The 21,735-nt window shown below is 41.1% G+C and carries 29 protein-coding genes; 21 read left to right on the top strand and 8 right to left on the bottom strand.

The features are described from left to right. Window positions 1–25: 25 nt before the first annotated feature. The gene (locus tag FD716_RS05365) at window positions 26–316 is read right to left on the bottom strand and encodes a hypothetical protein (RefSeq protein WP_228714909.1); all 291 of its coding nucleotides are present in this window, start codon (window positions 314–316) and stop codon (window positions 26–28) included. A gap of 14 nt (window positions 317–330) precedes the next feature. Beyond that, window positions 331–537, bottom strand: a complete 207-nt coding sequence (locus FD716_RS05360; RefSeq protein ID WP_139851323.1) for a helix-turn-helix domain-containing protein — start codon at window positions 535–537, stop codon at window positions 331–333. Window positions 538–646: 109 nt separating this feature from the next. Here FD716_RS05360 and FD716_RS05355 point away from each other — a divergent pair, with 109 nt between their 5' ends. The 17 genes from FD716_RS05355 to FD716_RS05275 all read left to right on the top strand — a co-directional run bounded on the left by FD716_RS05355 (window position 647) and on the right by FD716_RS05275 (window position 9,440). Next, complete coding sequence (locus FD716_RS05355) at window positions 647–1,312, top strand: LexA family protein (protein WP_139851322.1); 666 nt, start codon at window positions 647–649, stop codon at window positions 1,310–1,312. A 94-nt stretch (window positions 1,313–1,406) separates the two neighbouring features. After that, complete coding sequence (locus FD716_RS05350) at window positions 1,407–1,910, top strand: hypothetical protein (protein WP_215895451.1); 504 nt, start codon at window positions 1,407–1,409, stop codon at window positions 1,908–1,910. Beyond that, entirely contained in the window at window positions 1,907–2,617 is a 711-nt protein-coding gene (locus FD716_RS18965) for a hypothetical protein (RefSeq protein WP_215895450.1), read from the top strand. Before FD716_RS05350 ends, FD716_RS18965 begins: the two co-directional genes overlap by 4 nt. Before the next feature lie 212 nt (window positions 2,618–2,829). Beyond that, a complete protein-coding gene (locus tag FD716_RS05340) occupies window positions 2,830–3,264 on the top strand; it encodes a hypothetical protein (RefSeq protein WP_139851320.1) in 435 nt (144 codons plus the stop codon). Then, window positions 3,264–3,812, top strand: coding sequence for an Nmad5 family putative nucleotide modification protein (locus tag FD716_RS05335; protein WP_139851319.1), 549 nt, complete (start codon window positions 3,264–3,266; stop codon window positions 3,810–3,812). The genes FD716_RS05340 and FD716_RS05335 overlap by 1 nt, the downstream gene beginning before the upstream one ends. Continuing rightward, window positions 3,812–4,099, top strand: coding sequence for a hypothetical protein (locus FD716_RS05330; protein WP_139851318.1), 288 nt, complete (start codon window positions 3,812–3,814; stop codon window positions 4,097–4,099). The genes FD716_RS05335 and FD716_RS05330 overlap by 1 nt, the downstream gene beginning before the upstream one ends. Continuing rightward, window positions 4,099–5,226: an ATP-binding protein gene (locus FD716_RS05325; protein ID WP_139851317.1), complete on the top strand. Its 1,128-nt coding sequence runs from the start codon at window positions 4,099–4,101 to the stop codon at window positions 5,224–5,226. Before FD716_RS05330 ends, FD716_RS05325 begins: the two co-directional genes overlap by 1 nt. Beyond that, the gene (locus FD716_RS05320; RefSeq protein WP_139851316.1) at window positions 5,223–6,308 is read left to right on the top strand and encodes a hypothetical protein; all 1,086 of its coding nucleotides are present in this window, start codon (window positions 5,223–5,225) and stop codon (window positions 6,306–6,308) included. The genes FD716_RS05325 and FD716_RS05320 overlap by 4 nt, the downstream gene beginning before the upstream one ends. After that, complete coding sequence (locus FD716_RS05315) at window positions 6,305–6,544, top strand: hypothetical protein (RefSeq protein WP_139851315.1); 240 nt, start codon at window positions 6,305–6,307, stop codon at window positions 6,542–6,544. Before FD716_RS05320 ends, FD716_RS05315 begins: the two co-directional genes overlap by 4 nt. Before the next feature lie 3 nt (window positions 6,545–6,547). Next, on the top strand, window positions 6,548–7,147 hold the full coding sequence (locus tag FD716_RS05310) for an HNH endonuclease signature motif containing protein (protein WP_139851314.1): 600 nt from the start codon (window positions 6,548–6,550) through the stop codon (window positions 7,145–7,147). Then, window positions 7,144–7,482 carry a hypothetical protein gene (locus tag FD716_RS05305; protein WP_139851313.1) on the top strand — a complete coding sequence of 113 codons (339 nt, stop codon included), beginning with the start codon at window positions 7,144–7,146 and terminating at the stop codon, window positions 7,480–7,482. Before FD716_RS05310 ends, FD716_RS05305 begins: the two co-directional genes overlap by 4 nt. Further along, window positions 7,482–7,820 carry a hypothetical protein gene (locus tag FD716_RS05300; RefSeq protein WP_139851312.1) on the top strand — a complete coding sequence of 113 codons (339 nt, stop codon included), beginning with the start codon at window positions 7,482–7,484 and terminating at the stop codon, window positions 7,818–7,820. Before FD716_RS05305 ends, FD716_RS05300 begins: the two co-directional genes overlap by 1 nt. Continuing rightward, a complete protein-coding gene (locus tag FD716_RS05295) occupies window positions 7,820–8,464 on the top strand; it encodes a hypothetical protein (protein WP_139851311.1) in 645 nt (214 codons plus the stop codon). The genes FD716_RS05300 and FD716_RS05295 overlap by 1 nt, the downstream gene beginning before the upstream one ends. Continuing rightward, window positions 8,461–8,658, top strand: coding sequence for a hypothetical protein (locus FD716_RS05290; protein WP_139851310.1), 198 nt, complete (start codon window positions 8,461–8,463; stop codon window positions 8,656–8,658). The genes FD716_RS05295 and FD716_RS05290 overlap by 4 nt, the downstream gene beginning before the upstream one ends. Beyond that, window positions 8,658–9,029, top strand: a complete 372-nt coding sequence (locus FD716_RS05285) for a hypothetical protein (protein ID WP_139851309.1) — start codon at window positions 8,658–8,660, stop codon at window positions 9,027–9,029. Before FD716_RS05290 ends, FD716_RS05285 begins: the two co-directional genes overlap by 1 nt. Then, entirely contained in the window at window positions 9,022–9,219 is a 198-nt protein-coding gene (locus tag FD716_RS05280) for a hypothetical protein (protein WP_139851308.1), read from the top strand. The genes FD716_RS05285 and FD716_RS05280 overlap by 8 nt, the downstream gene beginning before the upstream one ends. Continuing rightward, entirely contained in the window at window positions 9,219–9,440 is a 222-nt protein-coding gene (locus tag FD716_RS05275) for a hypothetical protein (protein WP_139851307.1), read from the top strand. The genes FD716_RS05280 and FD716_RS05275 overlap by 1 nt, the downstream gene beginning before the upstream one ends. Window positions 9,441–9,578: 138 nt before the next feature. Here FD716_RS05275 and groL read toward each other — a convergent pair whose 3' ends face one another. From groL to FD716_RS05255, 4 genes are all read right to left on the bottom strand, one after another. Next, on the bottom strand, window positions 9,579–11,213 hold the full coding sequence (gene groL, locus FD716_RS05270; RefSeq protein ID WP_139851306.1) for a chaperonin GroEL: 1,635 nt from the start codon (window positions 11,211–11,213) through the stop codon (window positions 9,579–9,581). A 54-nt stretch (window positions 11,214–11,267) separates the two neighbouring features. Beyond that, the gene (locus FD716_RS05265; protein ID WP_139851305.1) at window positions 11,268–11,558 is read right to left on the bottom strand and encodes a co-chaperone GroES; all 291 of its coding nucleotides are present in this window, start codon (window positions 11,556–11,558) and stop codon (window positions 11,268–11,270) included. A gap of 191 nt (window positions 11,559–11,749) precedes the next feature. Further along, a complete protein-coding gene (locus FD716_RS05260) occupies window positions 11,750–12,517 on the bottom strand; it encodes a metallophosphoesterase family protein (RefSeq protein ID WP_139851304.1) in 768 nt (255 codons plus the stop codon). Then, entirely contained in the window at window positions 12,498–13,436 is a 939-nt protein-coding gene (locus FD716_RS05255) for a diacylglycerol/lipid kinase family protein (RefSeq protein ID WP_139851303.1), read from the bottom strand. Before FD716_RS05255 ends, FD716_RS05260 begins: the two co-directional genes overlap by 20 nt. A gap of 409 nt (window positions 13,437–13,845) precedes the next feature. Here FD716_RS05255 and FD716_RS05250 point away from each other — a divergent pair, with 409 nt between their 5' ends. Next, entirely contained in the window at window positions 13,846–15,678 is a 1,833-nt protein-coding gene (locus FD716_RS05250) for a phosphoenolpyruvate carboxykinase (GTP) (RefSeq protein WP_139851302.1), read from the top strand. Window positions 15,679–15,828: 150 nt separating this feature from the next. Here FD716_RS05250 and tsf read toward each other — a convergent pair whose 3' ends face one another. Next, window positions 15,829–16,707 carry a translation elongation factor Ts gene (tsf, locus tag FD716_RS05245; protein ID WP_139851301.1) on the bottom strand — a complete coding sequence of 293 codons (879 nt, stop codon included), beginning with the start codon at window positions 16,705–16,707 and terminating at the stop codon, window positions 15,829–15,831. A gap of 140 nt (window positions 16,708–16,847) precedes the next feature. Further along, entirely contained in the window at window positions 16,848–17,603 is a 756-nt protein-coding gene (gene rpsB, locus FD716_RS05240; protein WP_139851300.1) for a 30S ribosomal protein S2, read from the bottom strand. Window positions 17,604–17,818: 215 nt separating this feature from the next. Here rpsB and map point away from each other — a divergent pair, with 215 nt between their 5' ends. The 3 genes from map to FD716_RS05225 all read left to right on the top strand — a co-directional run bounded on the left by map (window position 17,819) and on the right by FD716_RS05225 (window position 21,651). Next, window positions 17,819–18,643 carry a type I methionyl aminopeptidase gene (gene map / locus FD716_RS05235; RefSeq protein WP_139851299.1) on the top strand — a complete coding sequence of 275 codons (825 nt, stop codon included), beginning with the start codon at window positions 17,819–17,821 and terminating at the stop codon, window positions 18,641–18,643. Window positions 18,644–19,041: 398 nt separating this feature from the next. Further along, window positions 19,042–20,181 carry an OmpW/AlkL family protein gene (locus FD716_RS05230; RefSeq protein WP_139851298.1) on the top strand — a complete coding sequence of 380 codons (1,140 nt, stop codon included), beginning with the start codon at window positions 19,042–19,044 and terminating at the stop codon, window positions 20,179–20,181. A 282-nt stretch (window positions 20,182–20,463) separates the two neighbouring features. Then, window positions 20,464–21,651: an MFS transporter gene (locus FD716_RS05225; RefSeq protein WP_407641919.1), complete on the top strand. Its 1,188-nt coding sequence runs from the start codon at window positions 20,464–20,466 to the stop codon at window positions 21,649–21,651. Window positions 21,652–21,735 lie beyond the last annotated feature (84 nt).

Below are 21,735 nucleotides of genomic sequence, written 5' to 3'. Positions count from 1 at the left end.
ATTACTAAAAGCCTGACCTAGACCGTCAGGCTTTTTTAATGTCTTCTGCTGCAATCCCAAGGCTTCCATTGTCTGCCAAGGTTTCTGTGGTATTCCCAAACACCAATCGCATACGATCAAATCTCTGTTTTTCCTTCAGGATTTTTTCAATGACCGCATCGCGCACAAAGTCAGCTTTTGTCTGCTCATCAACCAAAGCCATGTTGTTAATAGCTTCATCCAACTTGTCAGTGAATTTTATGGTGTATGGGTTATCTTGCTTCCCATCAAGAAAGCCAAGTGATCTCGCCATCTGCTTTTCATCTTCTTCTAACATCTGTAGGCTCCGTTTTAGGCTATTAGGGCCTGGTTTTCTGCGCGATGTGTTTCCCACAGAGCCTCTAGATTTTTCCCTAAAGCGTAAGAGAGCCGCTTACCACAAACCCCGCGCTCCAAATCACTTACATAATTTTGAGAACACTTGATTTCAGTAGCGATTTGAGTTTGGGTTAAGCCTTGCTTTCGCAAATCTGCGATCATTACTTGCCATTGATTCATAAAGCCTCCGATATATCCAATTAATATATAGGTTTTCCGATATACAAACAATAGCCAAACCGATTGAATTATGTATCAGAATTCCGATAGTACAAATTTAGGGAAACCCATGGCCACTTTAGGTGAAAATTTAAAAAAGATTCGCAAAGCCAAGAAGATGACTCAAAAGGAAGTTGCTCAGAGGTCTGGCGTAAAGCAGTCTGTAATCTCAGACCTAGAGACAGGTACGGCAAAATCAACAGGATCAATTCTTGAACTCGCTAGCGCTCTAGGGGTAACTGCGGAAGAGCTAAAAAAAGGCGTATCGGATGGCGCTAGTCTTGGTGACTCAGGCTTTAGCAACGTTCGCCTTATAGATGGTGACCTAAGAAGAATCCCTGTGCTTGATTTTGTACAGGCGGGCATCTTTCACGAATCAGGCTATGACGGCATAAATCCTAAGGGTGAAACCTACACGACTTATGTTGGGTGCAAACCAGAGAGTGTGTTCTCACTGGAAGTGTCAGGCCTAAGCATGACCCCTGACTTTTCACCTGGTGATCAGCTCGTTATTGATGCTGCTAAAGAGCCATATCCAGGCTGTTATGTGATTGCGCAGAATGGTAGTCATGAAGCAACTTTTAAGAAGTATCGCGCCGTGGGATATGACGAGCATGGTAGAGAAACCTTTGAGCTTGTTCCACTTAACCCGGACTTCCCTACCATGGATTCAACTAAACAAGAAATTAGAATCATCGGTGTTGTTGTTCAACATTCGAGGCGTTTTGGGAAATAATTTTATTTGAAGAAGGAAGGCATGATGATTGCAACACTTAATAAATCTAAAACTGCGATCTGACGCAGGACTTTTGATCAGTTCGGAATTTTTTTTGGGGTGGATTATGGGTGGTAATAGGGTGTTTCTTAATTCAGATGATGGGAAAAAAATACTAGAAACTCCAAAGTATTTTGAATCACCGATTATCGTATCAAGGGATATAAATAAATTTTCTCTTTATCAGTTCTCAGGGGCTCCAGTTTATGAGACTTCAACTGATCTCAATATTGTTGGATTGAGCATATTTTTGAGAACAAATATTGCGCCAGACTCAATGAAGCATAGCTTTGGATTGGTGCAAAACATAGGTAAAAATAAAAAATGGATATATGATCTATGTATCTACCCCGAACATCAAAGATCTCATGTAGATAGGAAAAAACGTGAAGTATTTTATGGTCCACATGTTCATTGCTTGGATGATTCTTTTGAGATTAATTTAGACTACAGCGTAGATGAATGGGACAGGTGGTTTGGTCTTTTTGCAAAAAATATCAATTTACAGATCAGGTCAGATGATATAATGGGACCTCTTGCAGGGGAGTTGCTACTATGAAGATGCATCTTTCAGATACAGTATTGAACGCTTTTATTCAAAAGTTTTCTGATCAAGAAAACTCTTGTGGCTTTACCCTGCCTCTGGTATTCCCCAATGGCTCTCCAGCTGTGGTATATGCTCACAAGGATACTAGAGATAATATCATTCTAAATGATTGTGGGCTCAATATTCGCCACTTTGAGGAGTCTGTTGGTGTAATTGATTTTGATGCTGTTGAGAAAATAAAGTATTTTTGCAAGATGTATCAGTCAATATCGGTAGCAGGTGGGTGCTTGATCGCAGAATCATCAATTAAGGATCTTGATTTTACTGTAATCGAATACACTGAGCTTCTGGGTAAGCTAATTAACTACCAATACAAACCAAGATCACACCAAGTAATTGATAGTATTTTAGATTCGATTAAGATTGTTCTGGAAAAGAAGTTCTCATCCATTGAAGTTAGCCCTAAATTAATAGGGAGATCTGGAGAGAAATACTCCTTTAATTTTTCACATAACAATACATTTATTGATTATATCCAAGCCGATAAAAATAAAACAAATAATCAATTGAGAAAAATGATTGATACCAAGAATTTAAATACAGATGTGTCATTCAATATTATTATTGATGATATTGAGAATGACAAGTACAAATCTGAACAAGGCATCCTCTCTGATTATGCAATTGTCCAGCGGCTCTCAAGGCTTTTGGTTAGCTAGAGATTAAGGTTGTCATTGTTTAAACCCAACCCGCCGTGTGCGGGTTTTCTTTTGCCTATTAAAGCATATATCTTAAAAAATATCGGATTTTCTATATTAATACAGGATTAGCTATTGACTTAAAATATCGGAAATGCGATATTTGTCACACCAAATACAGAAAAGCCCGCGACTCTCACATCAAACGGGCTTTTCAAAACTGCGAGATCATTATGAACGTAAAAACTAATATCTTCAACTATGCAACGGCGACAGCTGTTTCATGCTCGATAGCGGTAGGTGCATTAGCATTTGCTTATCAACCTGAATTCACTGGATACAACACACCTGCTCCAGTAGTAAACATTGCCCCTGCTGAATTCTCTATTCAGTCATTAAGTATTACAGGCACCAATACTGGTACAACAACCATCGCATTAGATGACTTCATTCTAAACGTGCAATTCACATTTGAAGCGCATCCGGATAGTTATGGTGTACCGGGTTCCGAATACACCGCAGTCGAAATCACAAGCCTTGATTCAATCAATATCACAACAGCTTCAGGCGATGCATTCTCCGACTTCACTGACGCAAATGATCATTACAGCATTAACCAGTTGATCACGGCGTATATCGAAAAGAATCAACTTGTGGAGGCTGTGTAATGTCTAGATTAACCAATGGTTTGCGCAAGCGCATGGCTCAATCTGTTTTGAACAATGCTTTTGAAGTAAAGCAAAAAGAAGCAGAACGCAATCTCCATTTAGTTGGCGATAAATTCCATGCTGATATTTATGGTGCTCATTTAAAAGCAATGCAAAGCCTTCCTAAGAGCTGGCTTCCAATGAACTGGGGAATAAGAATTGCCATTGCTGGTCAAAACCATGATGTGCGGTTCTCAGAACAACGAATCATCGGTAAGGATCATCATTATTACCGCCCTAAATTGTACGCTGGTGACGAGCCTATTTGTATTGAGTTTATTAAAGCCACTGATGCTTGTGACAAGTTAAAAAATGAACGCCAAGCAATGGAGCAAGAGGTTGAAGCCATCTTAAATAGCGTTCAAACATTTAAAAAGCTATGGGAAGTATGTCCAGCATCAAAGTCGATCCTAGAGAAGTTTGAAGCTAAACCCATGACTGCGATGTTGCCTGCAATTCAGTTCGACAAAGTTAATGCCGCCCTTGGTCTACCAGTAGGAGCTGTGTAATGAAAAATTATAACTGTCCTACCTGTGGAAAGATCATCCCTGTTGATCGCTCAGCTATCAAGGCTGGTGACGAAGTTACCTTCTGTAAAGTAACAAACAATGCACGATCTACCCGCTTCTCTTCCAAAGAAGGTGTTGTTTCGGATCGCACTGGTGATGTTGTGATTGTGACGCATAAAAAACAAAGCATCCCAATGCATATATCCGATGTAACACCATCTGATGCGCCAAGTCCTTTGACTTATGCGTTTTGCGGTACCTGTGAATGTGCAAAGGAGGCTGCGTAATGTCTTTAAATATTATTCCAGCCGATCAGGCTTTAAATGTTAATGCAATCATTACCTATATCTATGCAGATCCGGGTATTGGTAAAACATCTTTGGGCTTCACGGCGGATAAAGCCATTTCGTTTGACTTTGACCGAGGTGCTCACCGTACTGGTGAACTCCGTCGCGGCGCTGTTATCCCTGTTCAGCAATGGTCTGACATTGAAAACATTAAAGAACAAGACCTGATGCCTTACAACACAGTGGTAATTGATACCGTTGGCGCAATGCTTGAGTCGATTAAAACTCACCTGCTTAAGACTGCAAATAATCGCCAACAAGACGGTGCATTAAAACTAAAAGCTCAAGGCTTGGCGAATATGAAGTTTAAGCAATACATCAATACGTTGCTGAGTTTTGGGAAAGATGTCGTGTTTATTGCCCATGCTTCTGAGGACCACAGTGGCGAGAAGATTGTTTATCGACCTGAGCTTGGCGGTAAAAACCGAAATGAGCTATATCGAATTGCCGACATCATGGGATACCTAACAACGGTCACCACAAGTGAAGGTAAAAATGCTCGCGTTATTAACTTTACGCCCTCCCCAACACATCACGCTAAAAACTCGGGCGCATTGGGTGGTGAGACTGGTGAGGTTTGGCTACCTGATCTAGCGACCAATCCAACATTCTTGGCTGACCTTATTAAGCAAGCTAAAGATCACATCAATACTCTAACCCCTGCTCAGGTTGCATCCAATAAGGCGCTTGAGGATTTCGATAACTGGAAGCAAAGCTGTGAAGAAGCAATGCATGCAGGTGATTTGAATCAGCTCACTGAAACTTTGAAGCTAGACAGAGAGCACGTGTATTACCAAAACATGCGCCAGGTAATGTTGGCCCGAGCCAAAACCCTTGGCTGTAGCTTTGATGTTCCTCGCGATACATGGATCAGCCCTAAAGAGTTTATGGCCATTACTGATGCTCAGCGTGATGAACTACAGGCATTTATTAATGAACGCGGTCTAGACGCTAAAACCGTTTGTGAACACTTTGGTATCGATGCACTAACTGCAATTGATCAAAACGTATTGGGTAACGCAAAAGCCGAAATCGAAAAACTTGCACAAGAGGTAAATGCAGCATGAATAATTTAATCACGCCTCAAGAGGCCTTTAACGCAATGGTTGCCGGCAAGAACATTCTATGCCGCGCCGTGGGTGAATTGATGGATTTCGATGATATCGAACGGTTTCCTGCCACGATTTTCGCTAAGACCGGTTATGAATTTTGCATCAAGCTCGACATGATTGAAGTTGCTGGTATTACGTTTACTAAGCCGCTTACGCTTGAGGAAATTCAGGATGGTGATGATGTATATATCGTCAACACTTACGGATCAACTGTTTATATCGCTGAATTTGGAAAACAAACATGTCATGCCTTGATTGAGTCTATTAATAACGGCTTTGTTCAGCGTGATTGTGAGAATGCACGGCGGCAGATGCAAGCCATGTGTAAATGTTTGGGTCGCGAGTCGAGTGGTGACTTTACTGCGGTTCGACTTGGTGATGAAAAACCCAAAGCCACTCGTAAGACTAAAGCTCCTGTTGTGGCTAATAAGAATGTCCAAATTACCGCATCAAATGATGCTGTAGAAAAGACATCTCAAAGCAGTATCCAAATAACTGCAGTCGATAAAACAGTTATTCAAGAAGACAATCTTGTTACTTTTGATGATGCTAAAAATCGGTTTAATCATGAAAAGTCATTGCGTGATCGTATTACCGCAGCTTTAACAATTGGTGATCTTGAAGCGCTATTGCCTGAGCTGCAGCAGCTTCACGGCGAATCTGGGCACATGATCATGAGTCAGTATGAGCAGCGCAAAAAGGAAGTTAAGCGCCTAGAAATATTGGCAGACCTGCTTGAAATTATTGCCAATGCTCAAACGCCTGCCGTAGCTAATGCGCAAATTCGCTATGCCCGAGACTGGACTGTTGAACAGCAAGTGCCTTTGCAAAAAGCAATTAGCAAACGACTCTGTGAATTAGCACCTGTTGAACACGAGATGCCACCAACACTCATGGATCGGATTAAGAGTGCACCCGATCTTACAACACTAGATATTTTAGAGGTTGATGTGGGTGCTCGAAGTGCGGAAATGCAGCCGAAATTCATGGCCGAGATTGTGAAGCGACGCCGTGTGCTTGAGGGGGAAGTTGCATGAGTACCCCTATCGATCTAAATGCGGCTCTATTCGCACAGCTTGAGCGATTGAGCAATCCCGATCTGCGTGGTGAAGATCTCGAAGCTGAGTTACAACGCACAGACGCAATTGAAAAAGTAAGTGAGCAGGTAATCAAGAACAATAATATGCGCCTAAGTGCCGCAAAACTTGTTGCTGAATATCGTGGGATTAAAAATATTGATGCTGTGGAAATTCCACAAAATCTAATCGGGTGAATCATGGCCAAAGGTGTAGCAATTAAATACACGCCTGAGCAGTTAGCTTTTATTGAAGCTAACTGTACTTTAGAGCGAAAAGCGTTAGCTGAATTAGTTAACTCAAAATTTAATACAGAACTTACAGTCGATCAAATTAAAGCACTGTGTACACGTAAGAAATGGAAAACAGGTCGCACCGGTCTTTTTGCTAAAGGTGCTACTTCTTGGAATACTGGCACCAAAGGCCGATGTAAGCCAAATAGTGGAAGCTTTAAAAAGAATCAGGATGCATGGAACCACAAACCTATTGGCTTTGAAAGAATCTGCAGCAAGGATGGGTATGTTTTTATCAAAACCGCAGAGCCAAATACTTTTGAGCTGAAGCATCGTGTCGTATGGGTACAGCACAATGGTCCGGTACCAAGTGATCATGTGGTGGCTTTTAAAAATTTAGATAAAACAGACTGCAGTATTGAGAATCTAGTTTTATTAAGTCGATCTGAGTTAGTTCGATACAACCAGACATTTAGACGATTAGCCACACCATTGAATAACGCATCTTGCATTTTATTAGCCAGGCTTAAAAGCAAAAAACATGCACTGCAAAAGGTGATTTCATGAAAAAGGAGCTCGAAGTAATCAAGGTTATTAATCACCTCCCTGCTGATCTGTGTGCCCCATTCATCCAGTGGATGTTGAATGGTGGCCATGAGCCAAATAGCAAGAAAGGTTGTGTGACTCTAAAGCGTGGCCAGAATGTAGCGAAGATATTTCACGGCGAAGATGTAGAACCAAGTTATGAAATGAATGCTTATTGTGTTGAGCGCTTTGAATTGTTTTCTCGGCAGTACTTTAAGGTCGGCAAAAGTCTTATTGATTCACTTAAAAGCCAGGCGGTAATCACGCTTATCGATGCCCGCCGTGAATTTAATATTAGTTATTTGAGGGTGGCGTGATGGAAATTAATCAATTAAAACCTGTTGATGTTGTACGTAATGATTATGGCTCATGGTCACATCCCGAATTCGATAAGTACTGGGAAGCCAATTTCAATGATGCGGAGGGTTGCTCTAACGAGCAGTGGGATGAGCTAAAGCGTTACTTCAATATTGAAACTTTCCAAATCTCACTCGAATTAGATAATTACGATCAATGGGAAAAATATGGTGATGGTGGCGATCTAAGTGACTGGAATCCTGAAAAACCTGTGGCTAGTGGGGATTGGTTCTTGATGCTTATTTATGGCAATGAAGATGGTGCTTTTGCGGAATGGGCCAAGGAGAAAGTAGCATGATGGATATTCAGAAAGAACGCCCTGTATTTGATGCATGGCACTACCAAGACTGGAAATCGAATATCGCTGCTAATATTGATGAAAGTGAATATCTCGAATGGTACCAGCGTATCTATTCACACTTCAGTACGCAGCAAGAACGCGAATTACAGTTTAAAACTTGGTTAGCAGCTAAAACCCAAGCAGTACCTGATGGCTGCATTATTGCTCCAAAGCTTTCAGCCAACTACTTATTTAATAAGATTCCTGAGCTTGGTTTTTTACACCAAGATCAAAAGGATACTGTGCTATATCACTTAAATTACATGGCTTGTGAGTTTAAGGAGTCTGCAAAGCAATTCGTTTTGGATGACCACAAGCAGCAAAGGCAATTAATTGAGAGTGAGATAGGTACTCAACATCGAACTGATTTTGCAATCATTAATCAGACAATAGCTTTGGTTGATCTCTTAACATCATCAATGAGCCGTTTTCAGCGTGATCCCCAGAGTACCCTATACCCTTTTGAATCTGAAAATCCTCGTGTTAAAGAGTGGTGGCGTACAGCTTGTGAAATTCAAGAACTACTAACAGATACTGATCCTGAAAACTGTGATTTTGAGGAATACAAAGCAATGATCGAAGCTGCGGAGGAAGATGAATGAAACGACAAGTATTTAAAAAAGCCGTTGGCGGTTGGTGGCCATGCGAAGAGCAAGTTTTAAAAACAATGCTTAAAGATCGCCACCCAGTTCATTTTATTGCTGAGGTTCTTGGTCGTGACCGTATGGGAGTTCACGCAAAAATTGCAGTTATGCAAAGGCAGCAAGAAAGAAATATTATAAGGAAGGTTGCGTGATGGATATTCAAAAAAAGCAAGCACGTTGGTTAACTGAAAAGCCTTTGTTTGAAGCTGAATTCATTTTTACAGCCCTGTTGAATAATGTTGAATTCAATATTAAAACTGGCGATTTTGATGTTACTCAGGACTGTCCAGAAAGTGACAGAGAATTGACTCACGAAGTTGTAAATCATAGTTGGGTAATGTGGCTAAGAGCCAAGGCGAGCGCCGTGCCAGAGGGCTTTGTTTTGGTGCCAAAAGAGTGCTCAGACGAAATGGCCGAGATAATTGCAATCACCGCCAAGGTGTGTGGCGGTATTGCTGGTGATGTTTATGATGCTGTTGTAAAGCAGGCTGTGATTGAAGCGCGGGAGCCAACCAATGACTAAGCAATGCTACGAATGCAAAGTTGAAGTTGAGGATTCTATTTGCCCTCAGTGTCAATCTGACGCTCATGTATTGAACCTAGATAATCCAATGGATGCTTTTATAGCGCACGGCGGTTTTGATCAGATGCTCAATGCCGCTATTGAGAATTTACCTGAAAGTGTGGTGCGGAGTTTGGGAGAGGTGAGCTGATGGGTGTGGTACTGGATCTAACAAATACTGAGCGTCGAATTTCGACAGCTGAATTTGCATTGCGTATGAATATTTCGGAAAAAGAATTGTATGCTCGGATTAAAGATGGGCGCGTGCTTGAGCCGCGTAAAGATGGCCGTAAAAACTTTTGGTTAAATAGCTATGTGCTTTCTTGTATCGTGATGGATTGTGATGAAGATCAGCAAGTGCTGAGCGCGTGAGTAGACATAAAAAAGGCCACTAATTGAAGTGGCCTTTTTTTACAGTCAAACATTTTGTGAGTAAGACTGTGAGTAACAATACGCACAACCAATATAATTAACTATAAATATCAATAGGTTGTAGTATAAATGGGCGGTTTACATCATGCCGCCCATACCGCCCATGCCACCCATATCAGGCATAGCAGCTTTGTCTTCTGGGATATCTGTAATCATGCATTCAGTCGTCAACATTAGACCAGCAACAGATGCTGCATGCTCTAAAGCAGAACGTGTTACTTTCGCTGGATCAAGAATACCCATTTCTAGCATATCGCCATAAACGCCAGTTGCTGCGTTATAACCGTAGTTACCTTCGCCTAATTTAACAGCGTTAATCACAACCGATGGCTCATCACCCGCATTGGCGACGATTTGACGAAGTGGTGCTTCGATTGCGCGGCGCAAAATATTTACACCCGCAGTTTGGTCATCGTTAATACCTGTTAGGTTATCAAGCGCTTGTACTGCACGAACCAGTGCAACACCACCACCTGCAACCACACCTTCTTCAACCGCAGCACGTGTTGCATGTAATGCATCGTCAACACGGTCTTTTTTCTCTTTCATTTCAACTTCAGTTGCAGCACCAATTTTGATTACAGCAACACCGCCTGCTAATTTAGCAACGCGTTCTTGAAGTTTTTCTTTGTCATACTCTGAAGTAGATTCTTCAATTTGAGCACGGATTTGTTGTACGCGATCAGCGATTTGAGCTGCATCACCAGCACCATCAACAATCACAGTATTTTCTTTAGATACAGTCACTTTATGTGCAGTACCAAGATCTTGTAATGTTGCTTGCTCTAAAGACATGCCCACTTCTTCAGAAATAACATTTGCGCCAGTCAAGATTGCAATATCTTGCAACATTGCTTTACGACGATCACCAAAGCCTGGTGCTTTAACTGCACATACTTTGATAATACCGCGCATGTTGTTTACAACAAGTGTGGCCAATGCTTCGCCTTCAACATCTTCTGAAATGATCAAAAGTGGTTTGCCAGTTTTAGCAACAGCTTCTAAAGTTGAGATCAATTCACGGATATTACTGATTTTTTTATCAACCAATAAGATGAATGGGTTTTCAAGTTCAGCCGTTAATGTATCTTGCTTATTGGCAAAATATGGTGAGATATAACCACGGTCAAACTGCATACCTTCAACAACGTCAAGCGAGTCTTCGAAGCCTGAACCTTCTTCAACAGTGATCACGCCTTCTTTGCCTACTTTTTCCATTGCTTCAGCAATCAGCTTACCAACAGTTTCATCTGAGTTTGCAGAGATTGAACCCACTTGTTCAATCGCTTTAGTGTCAGAAGCAGGTTTTGCAGTTGCTTTAATATTTTCAACAACCGCACGAACCGCTAAGTCGATCCCGCGTTTTAAATCCATTGGGTTCATCCCTGCTGTTACAGATTTGATCCCTTCATTTAAAATCGCTTGTGCAAGCACAGTCGCAGTTGTTGTACCGTCGCCTGCGATATCATTGGTTTTTGAAGATACTTCGCGCACAAGTTGTGCACCCATATTTTCAAATTTATCGGCAAGAACGATTTCTTTAGCAACCGTAACACCATCTTTAGTGATGTGTGGTGCACCGAATGAACGGTCGATGACAACGTTACGGCCTTTTGGACCAAGCGTTACTTTTACAGCATCTGCAAGTGTGTTTACACCAGCAATCATTTTACTACGTGCTGAATCACCAAATTTTACGTCTTTAGCTGACATACTCAACTCCAAATATTTTAATTTTTACAAACGTTAAGATTAATTAGCGGCAGATTAGCCTTCTAATACAGCTAAAATGTCTGACTCTTTCATAATAAGAAGTTCTTCACCATCGACTTTTACAGTTGTGCCCGCATAAGTTCCGAATAAAACTTTATCACCCACTTTTATGTCTAATGCACGAACGCCATTTTCAGTAATTTGACCATTACCAACTGCCAATACTTCACCTTGAGCCGGTTTTTCAGCAGCAGATCCTGGTAATAAAATACCGCCAGCAGTTTTAGTTTCCTCTTCAACACGACGAATAACTACACGATCATGTAATGGGCGAATGTTGCTCATAAATAACTCCATCAGACTTAGTCTATTTAGATTTGCTGATAACGACTTGTCTTATTCCATTGGTCATTATCAAAATAATTTCATGACACTTTGGTGGGGATGAAAAAAAACGCTTCAAGGGTTAAATCAATTTTTTTTTATTTTTTTGAGTTATTTTTACCCATCCATCCACAATCTCGCGAAGTAAATGATTATTCATCATTTTCCAAAAGAAACTGTTGTCGTTTTTCATCATAAAAATAATGTTGGATCTGCCCACTATTATGAATGACATTAAAGCTATTTGGTGTTTTTTTATAATGGCGATGTGAGGTCGCAGTTCCCGCATGAATTTCATAGACTGGATGGCTTAAACCAAGTTGATAGAGTTGATTTAAATCGTAGGCTTCAGCAACATGTAAATGTCCGTGGAGTAATGCAAATAAATCATGCTGTCCCCACCGTTCTAATGCAGACTGTGCCAATACTGGACAGTCTTTGACATGATGATGATCAAGATGCCCTGTATAAAAAGGTTGGTGACTCACGATGATTTTCATTTTATTTTTAGGAGCTTGTTGCAAGATCTGATCGACTTGATCGATTTGCTTTTCTGAGACTTCCCCCTTGGTATGATAACGGGGACGCACCGTATTTAGACCGATCAAATAAAAATGTTCGGTTTCCAAATTTTGTTCCAGTGGTCCAAAGAAAAGCTGATAATAACCAAATGGTTGAAACACTCGCTTCCAAAGATGATACAGCGGAATATCGTGATTCCCAGGCACTACAAAATAAGGAACATCTAAAGCGTCTAAAAACTGCTTACACGCAAAAAACTCACGTAAACGTGCGCGCTGCGTTAAATCACCACTGATTACAACAACTTCAGGCTTATACTCAAAACAAAATTGTTGAATTGCGGCAATAGGGCCTGCTCTCTCCGTACCAAAATGTAAATCAGACAGATGAATCAACATAAGGCACCATAACGTTTAAAGCAGAATGTTCTACATGAATTTTTAAAGGGGGAGTCATTTCAACGATTTCGCCATCAATTGCGACACTTAATTGGGCTTGTTCCGCATCAACAATCACTTGCTGTGCACTAAAACTATGTACGTCTGATGCTTCATCGATTTTCCCACGAACCAACTGTAATAAGCTTTTGAACAGAATCAGCTTATCACTTTTTGCCATAACGACACCAGCAACCCGCCCCTCTTTCGCGCACTCAGCAACTTTTAAGTTCAGATCGGCCAATTGCAATTGATTATTGCCAAAGAAAATTAATGGGGTTTCTAAGCTATAAATCTCTTGATCAATCTGGAGCTCAAGTTTTAATTCCTGATGCTCCCGAATGAGGACATCTAGACCAGAGGTATAGGCATGTAAGGGGAAACGACCAAATTTCTGATTATATAATTCTCTTTTTTGAATAAATAACGGATATAAACCCAAACTGGCATTATTTAAATAAATCTGATCATTAATTTTTGCGACATGAATAGCCCGTTTAACCCCTGTCGCTATTACTTCTGCCGCTGCCATTAAATCCAGAGGAATATCTAATGCTCGCGCAACATAATTAAAAGTCCCCATCGGTAGAATACCCATCGGGACTTTTAAGTGTAATAAGCGCGCTGCAACGGCATTTAGGGTTCCATCGCCACCTGCCGCAACAACAATACCAGGATGATCTAAATCAGCATGCCTTAATAATACTTGTTGCATCATTTGATCAAAATCTTGATGGTTTGAAATTACAAATTGCATGACAGAAAAGCCCCGTTCTGCCCAATAGCAAACCATTTCCTCTAATATTTTATTGTTTGCAGCGGAATGAAACCCCGATTTTTCATTATAAATGAACGATAAGTTGAGCGCGTTGTTGGTCATGGACGTCATTTAATGGAAACAATTAGAGAAATTTAGACCAATTAACACCCGATTAAAAGCACATCCATGTAAAAAAGCAATTTCCAATCTGAAATATCTTAAATTTCTAGATGGACAGCCTCAATATGAGGCAAACCTATGTTTTAACTTATAATTTTAATAAGAAATAACACACATACATGAAATAAATAACAAAATACAATGGGTCGATATTACTCAATCCCATTGATATACAAGAACTTAAACACAACACCGCTACAAATGTTTATTCGCGATCAAGCCTTATTTTTTTTTATTATTTATGCTTTAATATAGCCACTTTTTTTCATACTTAAATCTGGAGCTTATTTAATAAGTTTCGGATTATTATTTGTGCATTGTATTGCACACATTTGAGATAGGCCTCACCATGACCCAAGTGAACGCACCAGAGTTCGTTCGTCACCCTAAGCTTATTGCATGGGTTGAAGAAATTGCTAAATTAACGAAACCAGCGAAAATTGAATGGTGTGACGGTAGCGCAGAAGAATATCAACGTCTTATTGACTTGATGATCGCTAACGGCACCATGCAAGCATTAAACAAAGAAAAGCACCCTGGCTCTTATTTAGCGAATTCTGATCCGTCTGACGTCGCTCGTGTTGAAGATCGCACTTTCATCTGCTCCCAAAATCAAGATGATGCTGGCGCTACCAATAACTGGGAAGCTCCTGCAGAAATGCGTAACCGTTTAAATGGTTTATTCGATGGCGCTATGCAAGGCCGTACCATGTATGTGGTTCCATTCTCAATGGGTCCACTGGGTAGCCACATTGCGCAAATCGGAATTGAAATCACCGATTCAGCTTATGTTGCTGTAAGCATGGCAAAAATGGCACGCATGGGCAAAGCTGTCTATGATGTCCTTGGTACTGATGGCGAATTCGTTCCATGTGTACACACCGTTGCAGCACCATTAGCTGAAGGCCAGAAAGATGTTTCTTGGCCTTGTAATCCTGAAAAATACATCGTGCATTACCCTGAAACACGTGAAATCTGGTCATATGGCTCAGGTTATGGCGGTAATGCATTGCTTGGTAAAAAATGTCTTGCGCTACGTATCGCCTCTTCTATGGGCCGTGCACAAGGCTGGTTAGCTGAACACATGCTGATTTTAGGTGTAACAAACCCACAAGGTGAGAAACACTATATCGCTGCTGCATTCCCTTCTGCTTGTGGTAAAACCAACTTTGCAATGTTGATTCCACCAGCGGGTTATGAAGGTTGGAAAATTGAAACTGTCGGTGACGATATTGCTTGGATTAAACCAGGTGAAGATGGTCGCTTATATGCAATCAACCCAGAAGCTGGCTTCTTCGGTGTTGCACCAGGTACCAATACTAAAACCAACCCGAACTGCATGGCAACCATGCATAAAGACGTAATCTATACAAACGTTGCGGTCACTGACAACGGTGAAGTTTGGTGGGAAGGTCTAACCAAAGAAGCGCCTGCAAACCTGACCAACTGGAAAGGCCAACCGCATACTGGCAGCGAAAAAGCAGCACATCCAAATGCACGCTTTACTGTTGCAGCAAGCCAATGCCCTTCTATTGATGCTGACTGGGAAAATCCAGCTGGTGTTCCAATCTCAGCATTCATCTTCGGTGGTCGTCGTGCAGACACAGTGCCATTAATTTCAGAAGCTTTTGACTGGGTTGATGGTGTTTATAAAGCAGCAACCATGGGTTCTGAAACAACTGCAGCCGCAGTTGGCCAACAAGGTATTGTTCGCCGCGATCCATTTGCAATGCTTCCATTTACTGGCTACAACATGGCTGATTATTTCAACCATTGGTTGGAGCTTGGTGAAGAAGTTGCACCAAAAGCTGCTGCAGCTGGCAACAAATTACCAAAAATCTTTAATGTAAACTGGTTCCGCCGTGATGCTGAAGGCAACTTTGTTTGGCCTGGTTTTGGTCAAAACATGCGCGTACTTGAGTGGATCATTGATCGTTGCGAAAACCGTGCTGATGCGACCGAGACACCAATTGGTCTTGTTCCAACTTACGAACAACTAAATTGGGAAGGCATTGAGTTCTCTAAAGAGCAATTCAATACCGTTACCTCACAAGACAAAGATCAATGGATTAAAGAGATTGAAAGTCACACTGAGTTGTTCTCAAAACTTGGTGAGCGCTTACCAAAAGCATTAAAAGATCGCCAAGATCAACTCCTTGCCGCTGTTAAACAATCAGTTTAAAGCACAGCATAAGATGAAAAAGGTCGCTTCGGCGGCCTTTTTATTGCCTGCTTAAATACACCGAAAAACAACGCTCTCCATGCACTTTTGATAAGCGAAATTTAAAAACAAAAAAAAAGCCTCAAAAGAGGCTTTTTTTAGGTGCAAAGATTATTGCGCAGCAGCTTGTGCAGCAGCAACTTCTTCAGCAAAGCTCATTTCAGCTTTTTTCTCAATTCCTTCACCCACTTCGAAGCGAACGAATTGAACAATTGTTGTTCCTGCAGCTTTAAGTGCATCAGCAACTTTCTTTTCGTTGTCCATAACGTACATTTGACGCTCAAGTACAACTTCATTCAAGTATTTTTCAACTGAACCAGTAACCATTTTTTCAACGATATTTGCTGGTTTACCAGATTCAAGTGCTTTCGCTTCAGCAATTTCTTTTTCTTTAGCGATCAAGTCAGCTGGAACTTGTTCAGCCGTTACAGCAACTGGATTAAACGCAGCAATATGCATTGCAACGCCTTTACCTGTAGCCGCATCACCAGCAAAAGAAACTGCTACACCGATACGTAGACCGTGCTTATAAACTGCAAGGTTTTCACCTTCAAGGATAGTAGCGCGACGTACTTGGATGTTTTCACCGATTTTTTGAACAAGTGCAATACGCGCTTCTTCAACAGTGCTACCGTCTTGTAACTTAAGATCAACAATTTTAGCAGCATCAGTTTCATTTGCAGCCAAAGCAGCAGTTGCAACTTGATTAGAGAAGTTCGCAAAGTTGTCATCTTTAGCAACAAAGTCAGTTTGACAGTTAACTTCAAGTAAAATTACTTTGTTACCATCCTGAACAATTGTGATTGCGCCATCAGCAGCAATGTTGCCTGCTTTTTTAGCCGCTTTCGCTTGACCAGATTTACGAAGATTATCAATCGCAACTTCAACATCACCATTTGATTCTGTTAATGCTTTTTTGCATTCCATCATCGCAAGACCAGTACGGTCACGTAATTCTTTTACCATGCTTGCACTAATAGTGACAGTCATGTTGTTCTCCTAAATACGGTAAAAAATCAATCTGTTCAACAGAAAACGGCCCAAAGTATAACCTGGGCCGTTTTGCCTAATCGACGCTTAATTTGTCACCATAATAGCTTCAAATAATGACAAAGCTGCGTCAAAACGCATTAAGCCTCTGGTGCTGCTTCTTTAGCAACGTCTTCGCTTTTCGCTTGAGCATTTGCTTGAGTCTGAGCATATTCTTTACCAGCAATAATCGCATCAGCCATAGAAGAAGCATACAAAGTTACAGCACGAATCGCATCGTCATTACCTGGGATAACGTAATCTACGTCATCTGGGTTTGAGTTAGTATCAACGATACCAATCACAGGAATACCAAGGTTTTTCGCTTCTTTAATTGCAATTGCTTCGTGATCAACGTCAATTACAAATAATGCGTCAGGTAAACCACCCATGTTTTTAACGCCGCCTAAACCACGTTCAAGTTTGTCCATTTCACGAGTACGTTCTAAAGCTTCACGTTTAGTAAGCTTAGCAAAAGTACCGTCAGTAGATTGACTTTGAAGTTCTTTTAAACGGTTGATTGACTGGCGTAATGTTTTCCAGTTAGTCAACATACCACCTAACCAACGGTGATCAACATACGGTTGACCCGCACGTTGCGCTTGTTCACGAATGATGTTAGATGCAGCGCGTTTAGTACCAACGAATAATACTTTATTCTTTTTGCTTGCTAGATTGTTGACAAAGTTCAACGCATCATTCAAAGCAGGAACTGTGTGCTCTAAGTTGATGATGTGAATTTTGTTACGTGCACCAAAAATGTATTCACGCATTTTTGGGTTCCAGAAACGTGTTTGGTGACCAAAGTGCGCGCCAGCTTGTAGAAGGTCGCGCATGCTTACGTTGTAATCTGCCATTTTCTTTACCTTTAAGTTTGGGTTAGGCCTCCATATGTCCGCATTCTCCACCTTTTAAAAAGGCACCCAGAGTAATGTGACGACATATGTGCGGATTTTTACACCAATTTTGTTTACAAATACTCACAACAAATATAATCGTTAAAAGCATTTGATAAATTGGGCGGCTATTTATACCATAGTCACATACAAATTTCCAAAAGTTTTTAAAGATCATGAACAGTACTTATCAAGCGCCGCGTCGATTAATCAAAACAGCAGATGAAATTGAGAAAATGCGTGTGGCGGGAAAATTAGCGGCAGAAATTCTGGATATGATTAAACCGCACATAAAAGCGGGTGTGAGTACCTTAGAACTCGATACCATTTGCCATGACTATATTGTCAATACGCAAAATGCCATTCCTGCCTGTTTAGGTTATGGGGCGGCTCCAGGCCGTAATGCTTTTCAACATACTATCTGTACCTCGGTTAACCATGTGGTTTGTCACGGTATTCCATCTGAAAGCAAGATTTTGAAAAATGGTGACATCTTAAACATCGACGTCACCGTTATTAAAGATGGTTACCACGGCGATACCAATATGATGTACGTCATTGGAGAGACCTCAATTTTGGCCAACCGCCTGTGTAATGTTGCACAAGAGGCCATGTATCGTGGTATCGCCACAGTTAAGCCAGGTTCGAGTATTGGTGACATCGGCCATGCTATTCAGAAATACGTTGAATCTGAACGCTTTAGCGTTGTTCGTGAATATTGTGGTCACGGTATTGGTACCGTTTTCCATGATGAGCCGCAAGTTTTACATTATGGTCAAGCAGATACTGGCATGATTTTAGAAGAAGGCATGACCTTTACCATTGAGCCGATGGTGAACGCAGGTGTTTGGCAAACCCGCCTCATGGGTGACAAATGGACTGTTGTCACCAAAGACCATAAACTTTCTGCTCAATATGAGCACACGCTTGTGGTTACAGCAACGGGGGTCGAAATTTTAACCGCACGCCCAGACGAAGATTTATCGCGCTTCACTGCTTAGAACTTAAACTCAGAAATTAAGCTGAGCGCATCCATCATTTTTTTCGTAATCAAATCCGCTACCGATTCAGCATTAGATGTGTAGCGGATTTTTTATTGAGCTTCTGCTCAATAACATTGTAAATATTTCGGCCACTTTCCCCGACCAGAGGATTTGAGTTTTATGTCATTATCTTTCGGCCATCTAAAGATCCCTCAATAAAGGTCACGCGCATATTTTCACACTAAAATATGATTTTGTTGGGTTCACGTACAAACTAGGGTGACAATTCTAAATTAAATTCTAAGAAACAAACACTTTTTAAAAAACTCCAATAAAAAGACACATTCATTTCAGAACAAAATTTCAAATAATAGGACTCGAATAAAAACCAACGATTGGACACGGAGTCCATAATTATGAGCAAATCAATATTCCCTTTAGCGCTGTCCTTAGCCGCATTCCCCCTCCTAGGCTATGCTGCTGATTCACCTTATTTTAGTTTTAAAGATGGTGATCATTTTAAACGTTTTTCAATCTCAGCAGGATGGTTACATGCAGCCCCTCAAGGCAGTGCCAACAATTTTAATACCAGCACACTGGTGAATAATGGCGATTACAAAGTGGGTGACGTACAACTTAACTCTGTGACCAATGCCATTGCACCAACAGCAGCAGGTAATGCAGCAAAAACGAAATTGCTTGGTGTAACCAGCATTGGTCAAACATTAGGCTTAATAAACAACGGTGTACTTACCGCTGATATGAGCGGTAAAGTGAATATTAATAGTCTAGAAAATTGGAATAGCCCAAACACTGGTTTAGAGGCAGAAAGTGTTGATACTTTGGGTATTATGGCCAATTACTTTTTTACAGATCACTGGTCATTAGAATTAAAAGCCGGTATTCCGCCCAAAGTCGATATTCAAGGTAAAGGGCAAATCTACGCGCCGCTATCGGGCACAGCCACACCTAAAGGAGAAATTAGCACCCCTATCATTGGCTCAATCGCCAATACATTAATTGATGGTATCGGTGATATTCCACTCGACACACAAATCCCCGTGACCAATCTTGCCCAAGGTTCTCGTGCAGCTTCTGTCCGCGCGTGGTTACCTGCGGCCGAAATCCACTATCAATTTGGTAAGTCAGGCGTTAATAAATTTCGTCCCTATGTCGGCGCCGGTGTTTTATATGCCTATTTTGATGATGTAAAACTCAATAGCGGCATTGAAGCTGATCTGGTCAATGCCGGGCATAAAATTCAAAATATATTGAATAATCAAGCTGGTGCAGCGCTCGATGGCAAGCTTTCTTCTGCTGACCCACGGGTTAAAGTAAAAACCACCAATAGCATCGCCCCCATTGTTACGATCGGTGCAACGTATGACTTTAATCCCAACTGGTTTGCAGTCGGGTCAGTCTCTTATTCAAAAATGAATAATGAAGCGCAAATTACAGTCACTGACAATAATACAGGCAATGTGCTGGTTCGCTCAAAAACCAAAATTGATATTGACCCCATTATTAGCTATATCGGGATTGGATATCGTTTTTAAATCAACCATCTGGGTTGTTGATTTAGCCCCAATAAACCAATAACCCAATACTTTTAATTCATCTATATAAGCAAACTGCATCCACTAAAACTGATAAGTAACTTGATTGGCCTTTAATGATAAAAACTGATTACACAATAAATAATTAAAATTAATCGACTGATAAATAAAATAATATAAGGTCGCAAGCAAGTGTATATCTCTTTACAATAACAATACTTGCTTATCTATGGACGGATTATGCCTGCCATTCATCATTCTAAATATACCTATACCAAACCCATGATTTACATGCTTATCGGCAGTGCACTGATTTTAGCGCTTTCACTGGGGATACGGCATGGCTTTGGACTTTATTTGGTTCCCATGAGCCACGAGTTTGGTTGGAGCCATCAAGTCTTTAGCTTAGCCATTGCGATGCAAAACCTAATTTGGGGCGCAGTACAGCCATTTACTGGTGCACTTGCCGACAAATATGGCAGCAAAATTGTCGTGATTACAGGGGGAATTCTCTACTGTGTCGGCTTATTGCTCATGGCCATCAGTTCGACCAGTTGGTTACTCAACCTCAGTACTGGTTTAATTATCGGTTTTGCTTTGTCCGCAACCTCGTTCTCAGTGCTGCTCTCTGCTGTCGGTCGTGCAGTTCCGCCTGAAAAACGAAGTATGGCAATGGGGATTGCCAGTGCCGCAGGCTCTTTCGGCCAATTTATTATGCTGCCAACTACATTGTTATTATTACAAAATATTGGTTGGTCAGCCGCTTTGGTGGTCAGCGCGATATTGGTTGCATTGATCGTTCCACTGGGTTTTTTACTCAAAGCACCAATGTATGTCGATCCCAATACTGCACACCATCCCGTTAAGCCACAACTCGGCTTTAAACAGATTTTAAAAATTGTTCGAAACCATAGGCCATTTTGGTGGTTAGCACTTGGCTTTTTAGTTTGTGGTTTTCAAGTGGTTTTTCTCGGGGTACATTTACCTGGTTACCTGATTGATCACGGTTTTTCCGCAACCACAGGGACTATTTTCCTCGCACTGATTGGCTTATTTAATGTAGTGGGGAGCTATACTGCTGGCTGGCTGGGTGACAAATACTCCAAACCCAAATTATTGATGTGGCTATATGGACTACGTGGGATTGCCATCATTACCTTCCTGACTGTACCCTTAAGTACATGGAGTATTTATACTTTTGGCGTGGTGATGGGTCTACTCTGGTTATCCACTGTCCCACTGACCAATGGTATCGTTGCCAATATGTTTGGGGTAAAGTATTTAACCATGCTCAGTGGTTTAGTGTTCTTTACCCATCAAATCGGATCATTCTTAGGTGGATGGTTAGGTGGACTAAACCATGACATGACCGGCAATTACAATATTATTTGGGTCTGTTCAGTGGTATTGAGCTTTTTAGGGGTGTTTATCCACCTTTTTGTGAATGAGGAGCCTGTGGTTCGTGACTAAGCCTCTATTTAAATTAAAGACACTCATCATCGTGAGTGTCATTTTACTGGTCGGTGCAGCCATCCTATTGTGGCTGCAAACACC

It is taken from the genome of Acinetobacter pullicarnis (genome assembly GCF_006352475.1).
Lineage (GTDB): Bacteria > Pseudomonadota > Gammaproteobacteria > Pseudomonadales > Moraxellaceae > Acinetobacter > Acinetobacter pullicarnis.
This window is presented reverse-complemented; position numbering and strand designations above follow the sequence as displayed.

What these genes read in the sequence shown, in the direction of transcription:
- FD716_RS05330 (WP_139851318.1), top strand. Translation starts at nt 3,812, where the DNA reads ATGAAAAATTATAACTGTCCTACCTGTGGAAAGATCATCCCTGTTGAT.
- FD716_RS05255 (WP_139851303.1), bottom strand. Translation starts at nt 13,436, where the DNA reads ATGACCAACAACGCGCTCAACTTATCGTTCATTTATAATGAAAAATCG.
- FD716_RS05365 (WP_228714909.1), bottom strand. Translation starts at nt 316, where the DNA reads ATGTTAGAAGAAGATGAAAAGCAGATGGCGAGATCACTTGGCTTTCTT.
- FD716_RS05315 (WP_139851315.1), top strand. Translation starts at nt 6,305, where the DNA reads ATGAGTACCCCTATCGATCTAAATGCGGCTCTATTCGCACAGCTTGAG.
- FD716_RS05325 (WP_139851317.1), top strand. Translation starts at nt 4,099, where the DNA reads ATGTCTTTAAATATTATTCCAGCCGATCAGGCTTTAAATGTTAATGCA.
- map (WP_139851299.1), top strand. Translation starts at nt 17,819, where the DNA reads ATGAACAGTACTTATCAAGCGCCGCGTCGATTAATCAAAACAGCAGAT.
- tsf (WP_139851301.1), bottom strand. Translation starts at nt 16,707, where the DNA reads ATGACTGTCACTATTAGTGCAAGCATGGTAAAAGAATTACGTGACCGT.
- FD716_RS05340 (WP_139851320.1), top strand. Translation starts at nt 2,830, where the DNA reads ATGAACGTAAAAACTAATATCTTCAACTATGCAACGGCGACAGCTGTT.
- rpsB (WP_139851300.1), bottom strand. Translation starts at nt 17,603, where the DNA reads ATGGCAGATTACAACGTAAGCATGCGCGACCTTCTACAAGCTGGCGCG.
- FD716_RS05275 (WP_139851307.1), top strand. Translation starts at nt 9,219, where the DNA reads ATGGGTGTGGTACTGGATCTAACAAATACTGAGCGTCGAATTTCGACA.
- FD716_RS05295 (WP_139851311.1), top strand. Translation starts at nt 7,820, where the DNA reads ATGGATATTCAGAAAGAACGCCCTGTATTTGATGCATGGCACTACCAA.
- FD716_RS05260 (WP_139851304.1), bottom strand. Translation starts at nt 12,517, where the DNA reads ATGTTGATTCATCTGTCTGATTTACATTTTGGTACGGAGAGAGCAGGC.
- FD716_RS18965 (WP_215895450.1), top strand. Translation starts at nt 1,907, where the DNA reads ATGAAGATGCATCTTTCAGATACAGTATTGAACGCTTTTATTCAAAAG.
- FD716_RS05290 (WP_139851310.1), top strand. Translation starts at nt 8,461, where the DNA reads ATGAAACGACAAGTATTTAAAAAAGCCGTTGGCGGTTGGTGGCCATGC.
- FD716_RS05230 (WP_139851298.1), top strand. Translation starts at nt 19,042, where the DNA reads ATGAGCAAATCAATATTCCCTTTAGCGCTGTCCTTAGCCGCATTCCCC.
- groL (WP_139851306.1), bottom strand. Translation starts at nt 11,213, where the DNA reads ATGTCAGCTAAAGACGTAAAATTTGGTGATTCAGCACGTAGTAAAATG.
- FD716_RS05310 (WP_139851314.1), top strand. Translation starts at nt 6,548, where the DNA reads ATGGCCAAAGGTGTAGCAATTAAATACACGCCTGAGCAGTTAGCTTTT.
- FD716_RS05305 (WP_139851313.1), top strand. Translation starts at nt 7,144, where the DNA reads ATGAAAAAGGAGCTCGAAGTAATCAAGGTTATTAATCACCTCCCTGCT.
- FD716_RS05285 (WP_139851309.1), top strand. Translation starts at nt 8,658, where the DNA reads ATGGATATTCAAAAAAAGCAAGCACGTTGGTTAACTGAAAAGCCTTTG.
- FD716_RS05225 (WP_407641919.1), top strand. Translation starts at nt 20,464, where the DNA reads ATGATTTACATGCTTATCGGCAGTGCACTGATTTTAGCGCTTTCACTG.
- FD716_RS05335 (WP_139851319.1), top strand. Translation starts at nt 3,264, where the DNA reads ATGTCTAGATTAACCAATGGTTTGCGCAAGCGCATGGCTCAATCTGTT.
- FD716_RS05360 (WP_139851323.1), bottom strand. Translation starts at nt 537, where the DNA reads ATGAATCAATGGCAAGTAATGATCGCAGATTTGCGAAAGCAAGGCTTA.
- FD716_RS05265 (WP_139851305.1), bottom strand. Translation starts at nt 11,558, where the DNA reads ATGAGCAACATTCGCCCATTACATGATCGTGTAGTTATTCGTCGTGTT.
- FD716_RS05280 (WP_139851308.1), top strand. Translation starts at nt 9,022, where the DNA reads ATGACTAAGCAATGCTACGAATGCAAAGTTGAAGTTGAGGATTCTATT.
- FD716_RS05250 (WP_139851302.1), top strand. Translation starts at nt 13,846, where the DNA reads ATGACCCAAGTGAACGCACCAGAGTTCGTTCGTCACCCTAAGCTTATT.
- FD716_RS05300 (WP_139851312.1), top strand. Translation starts at nt 7,482, where the DNA reads ATGGAAATTAATCAATTAAAACCTGTTGATGTTGTACGTAATGATTAT.
- FD716_RS05320 (WP_139851316.1), top strand. Translation starts at nt 5,223, where the DNA reads ATGAATAATTTAATCACGCCTCAAGAGGCCTTTAACGCAATGGTTGCC.
- FD716_RS05355 (WP_139851322.1), top strand. Translation starts at nt 647, where the DNA reads ATGGCCACTTTAGGTGAAAATTTAAAAAAGATTCGCAAAGCCAAGAAG.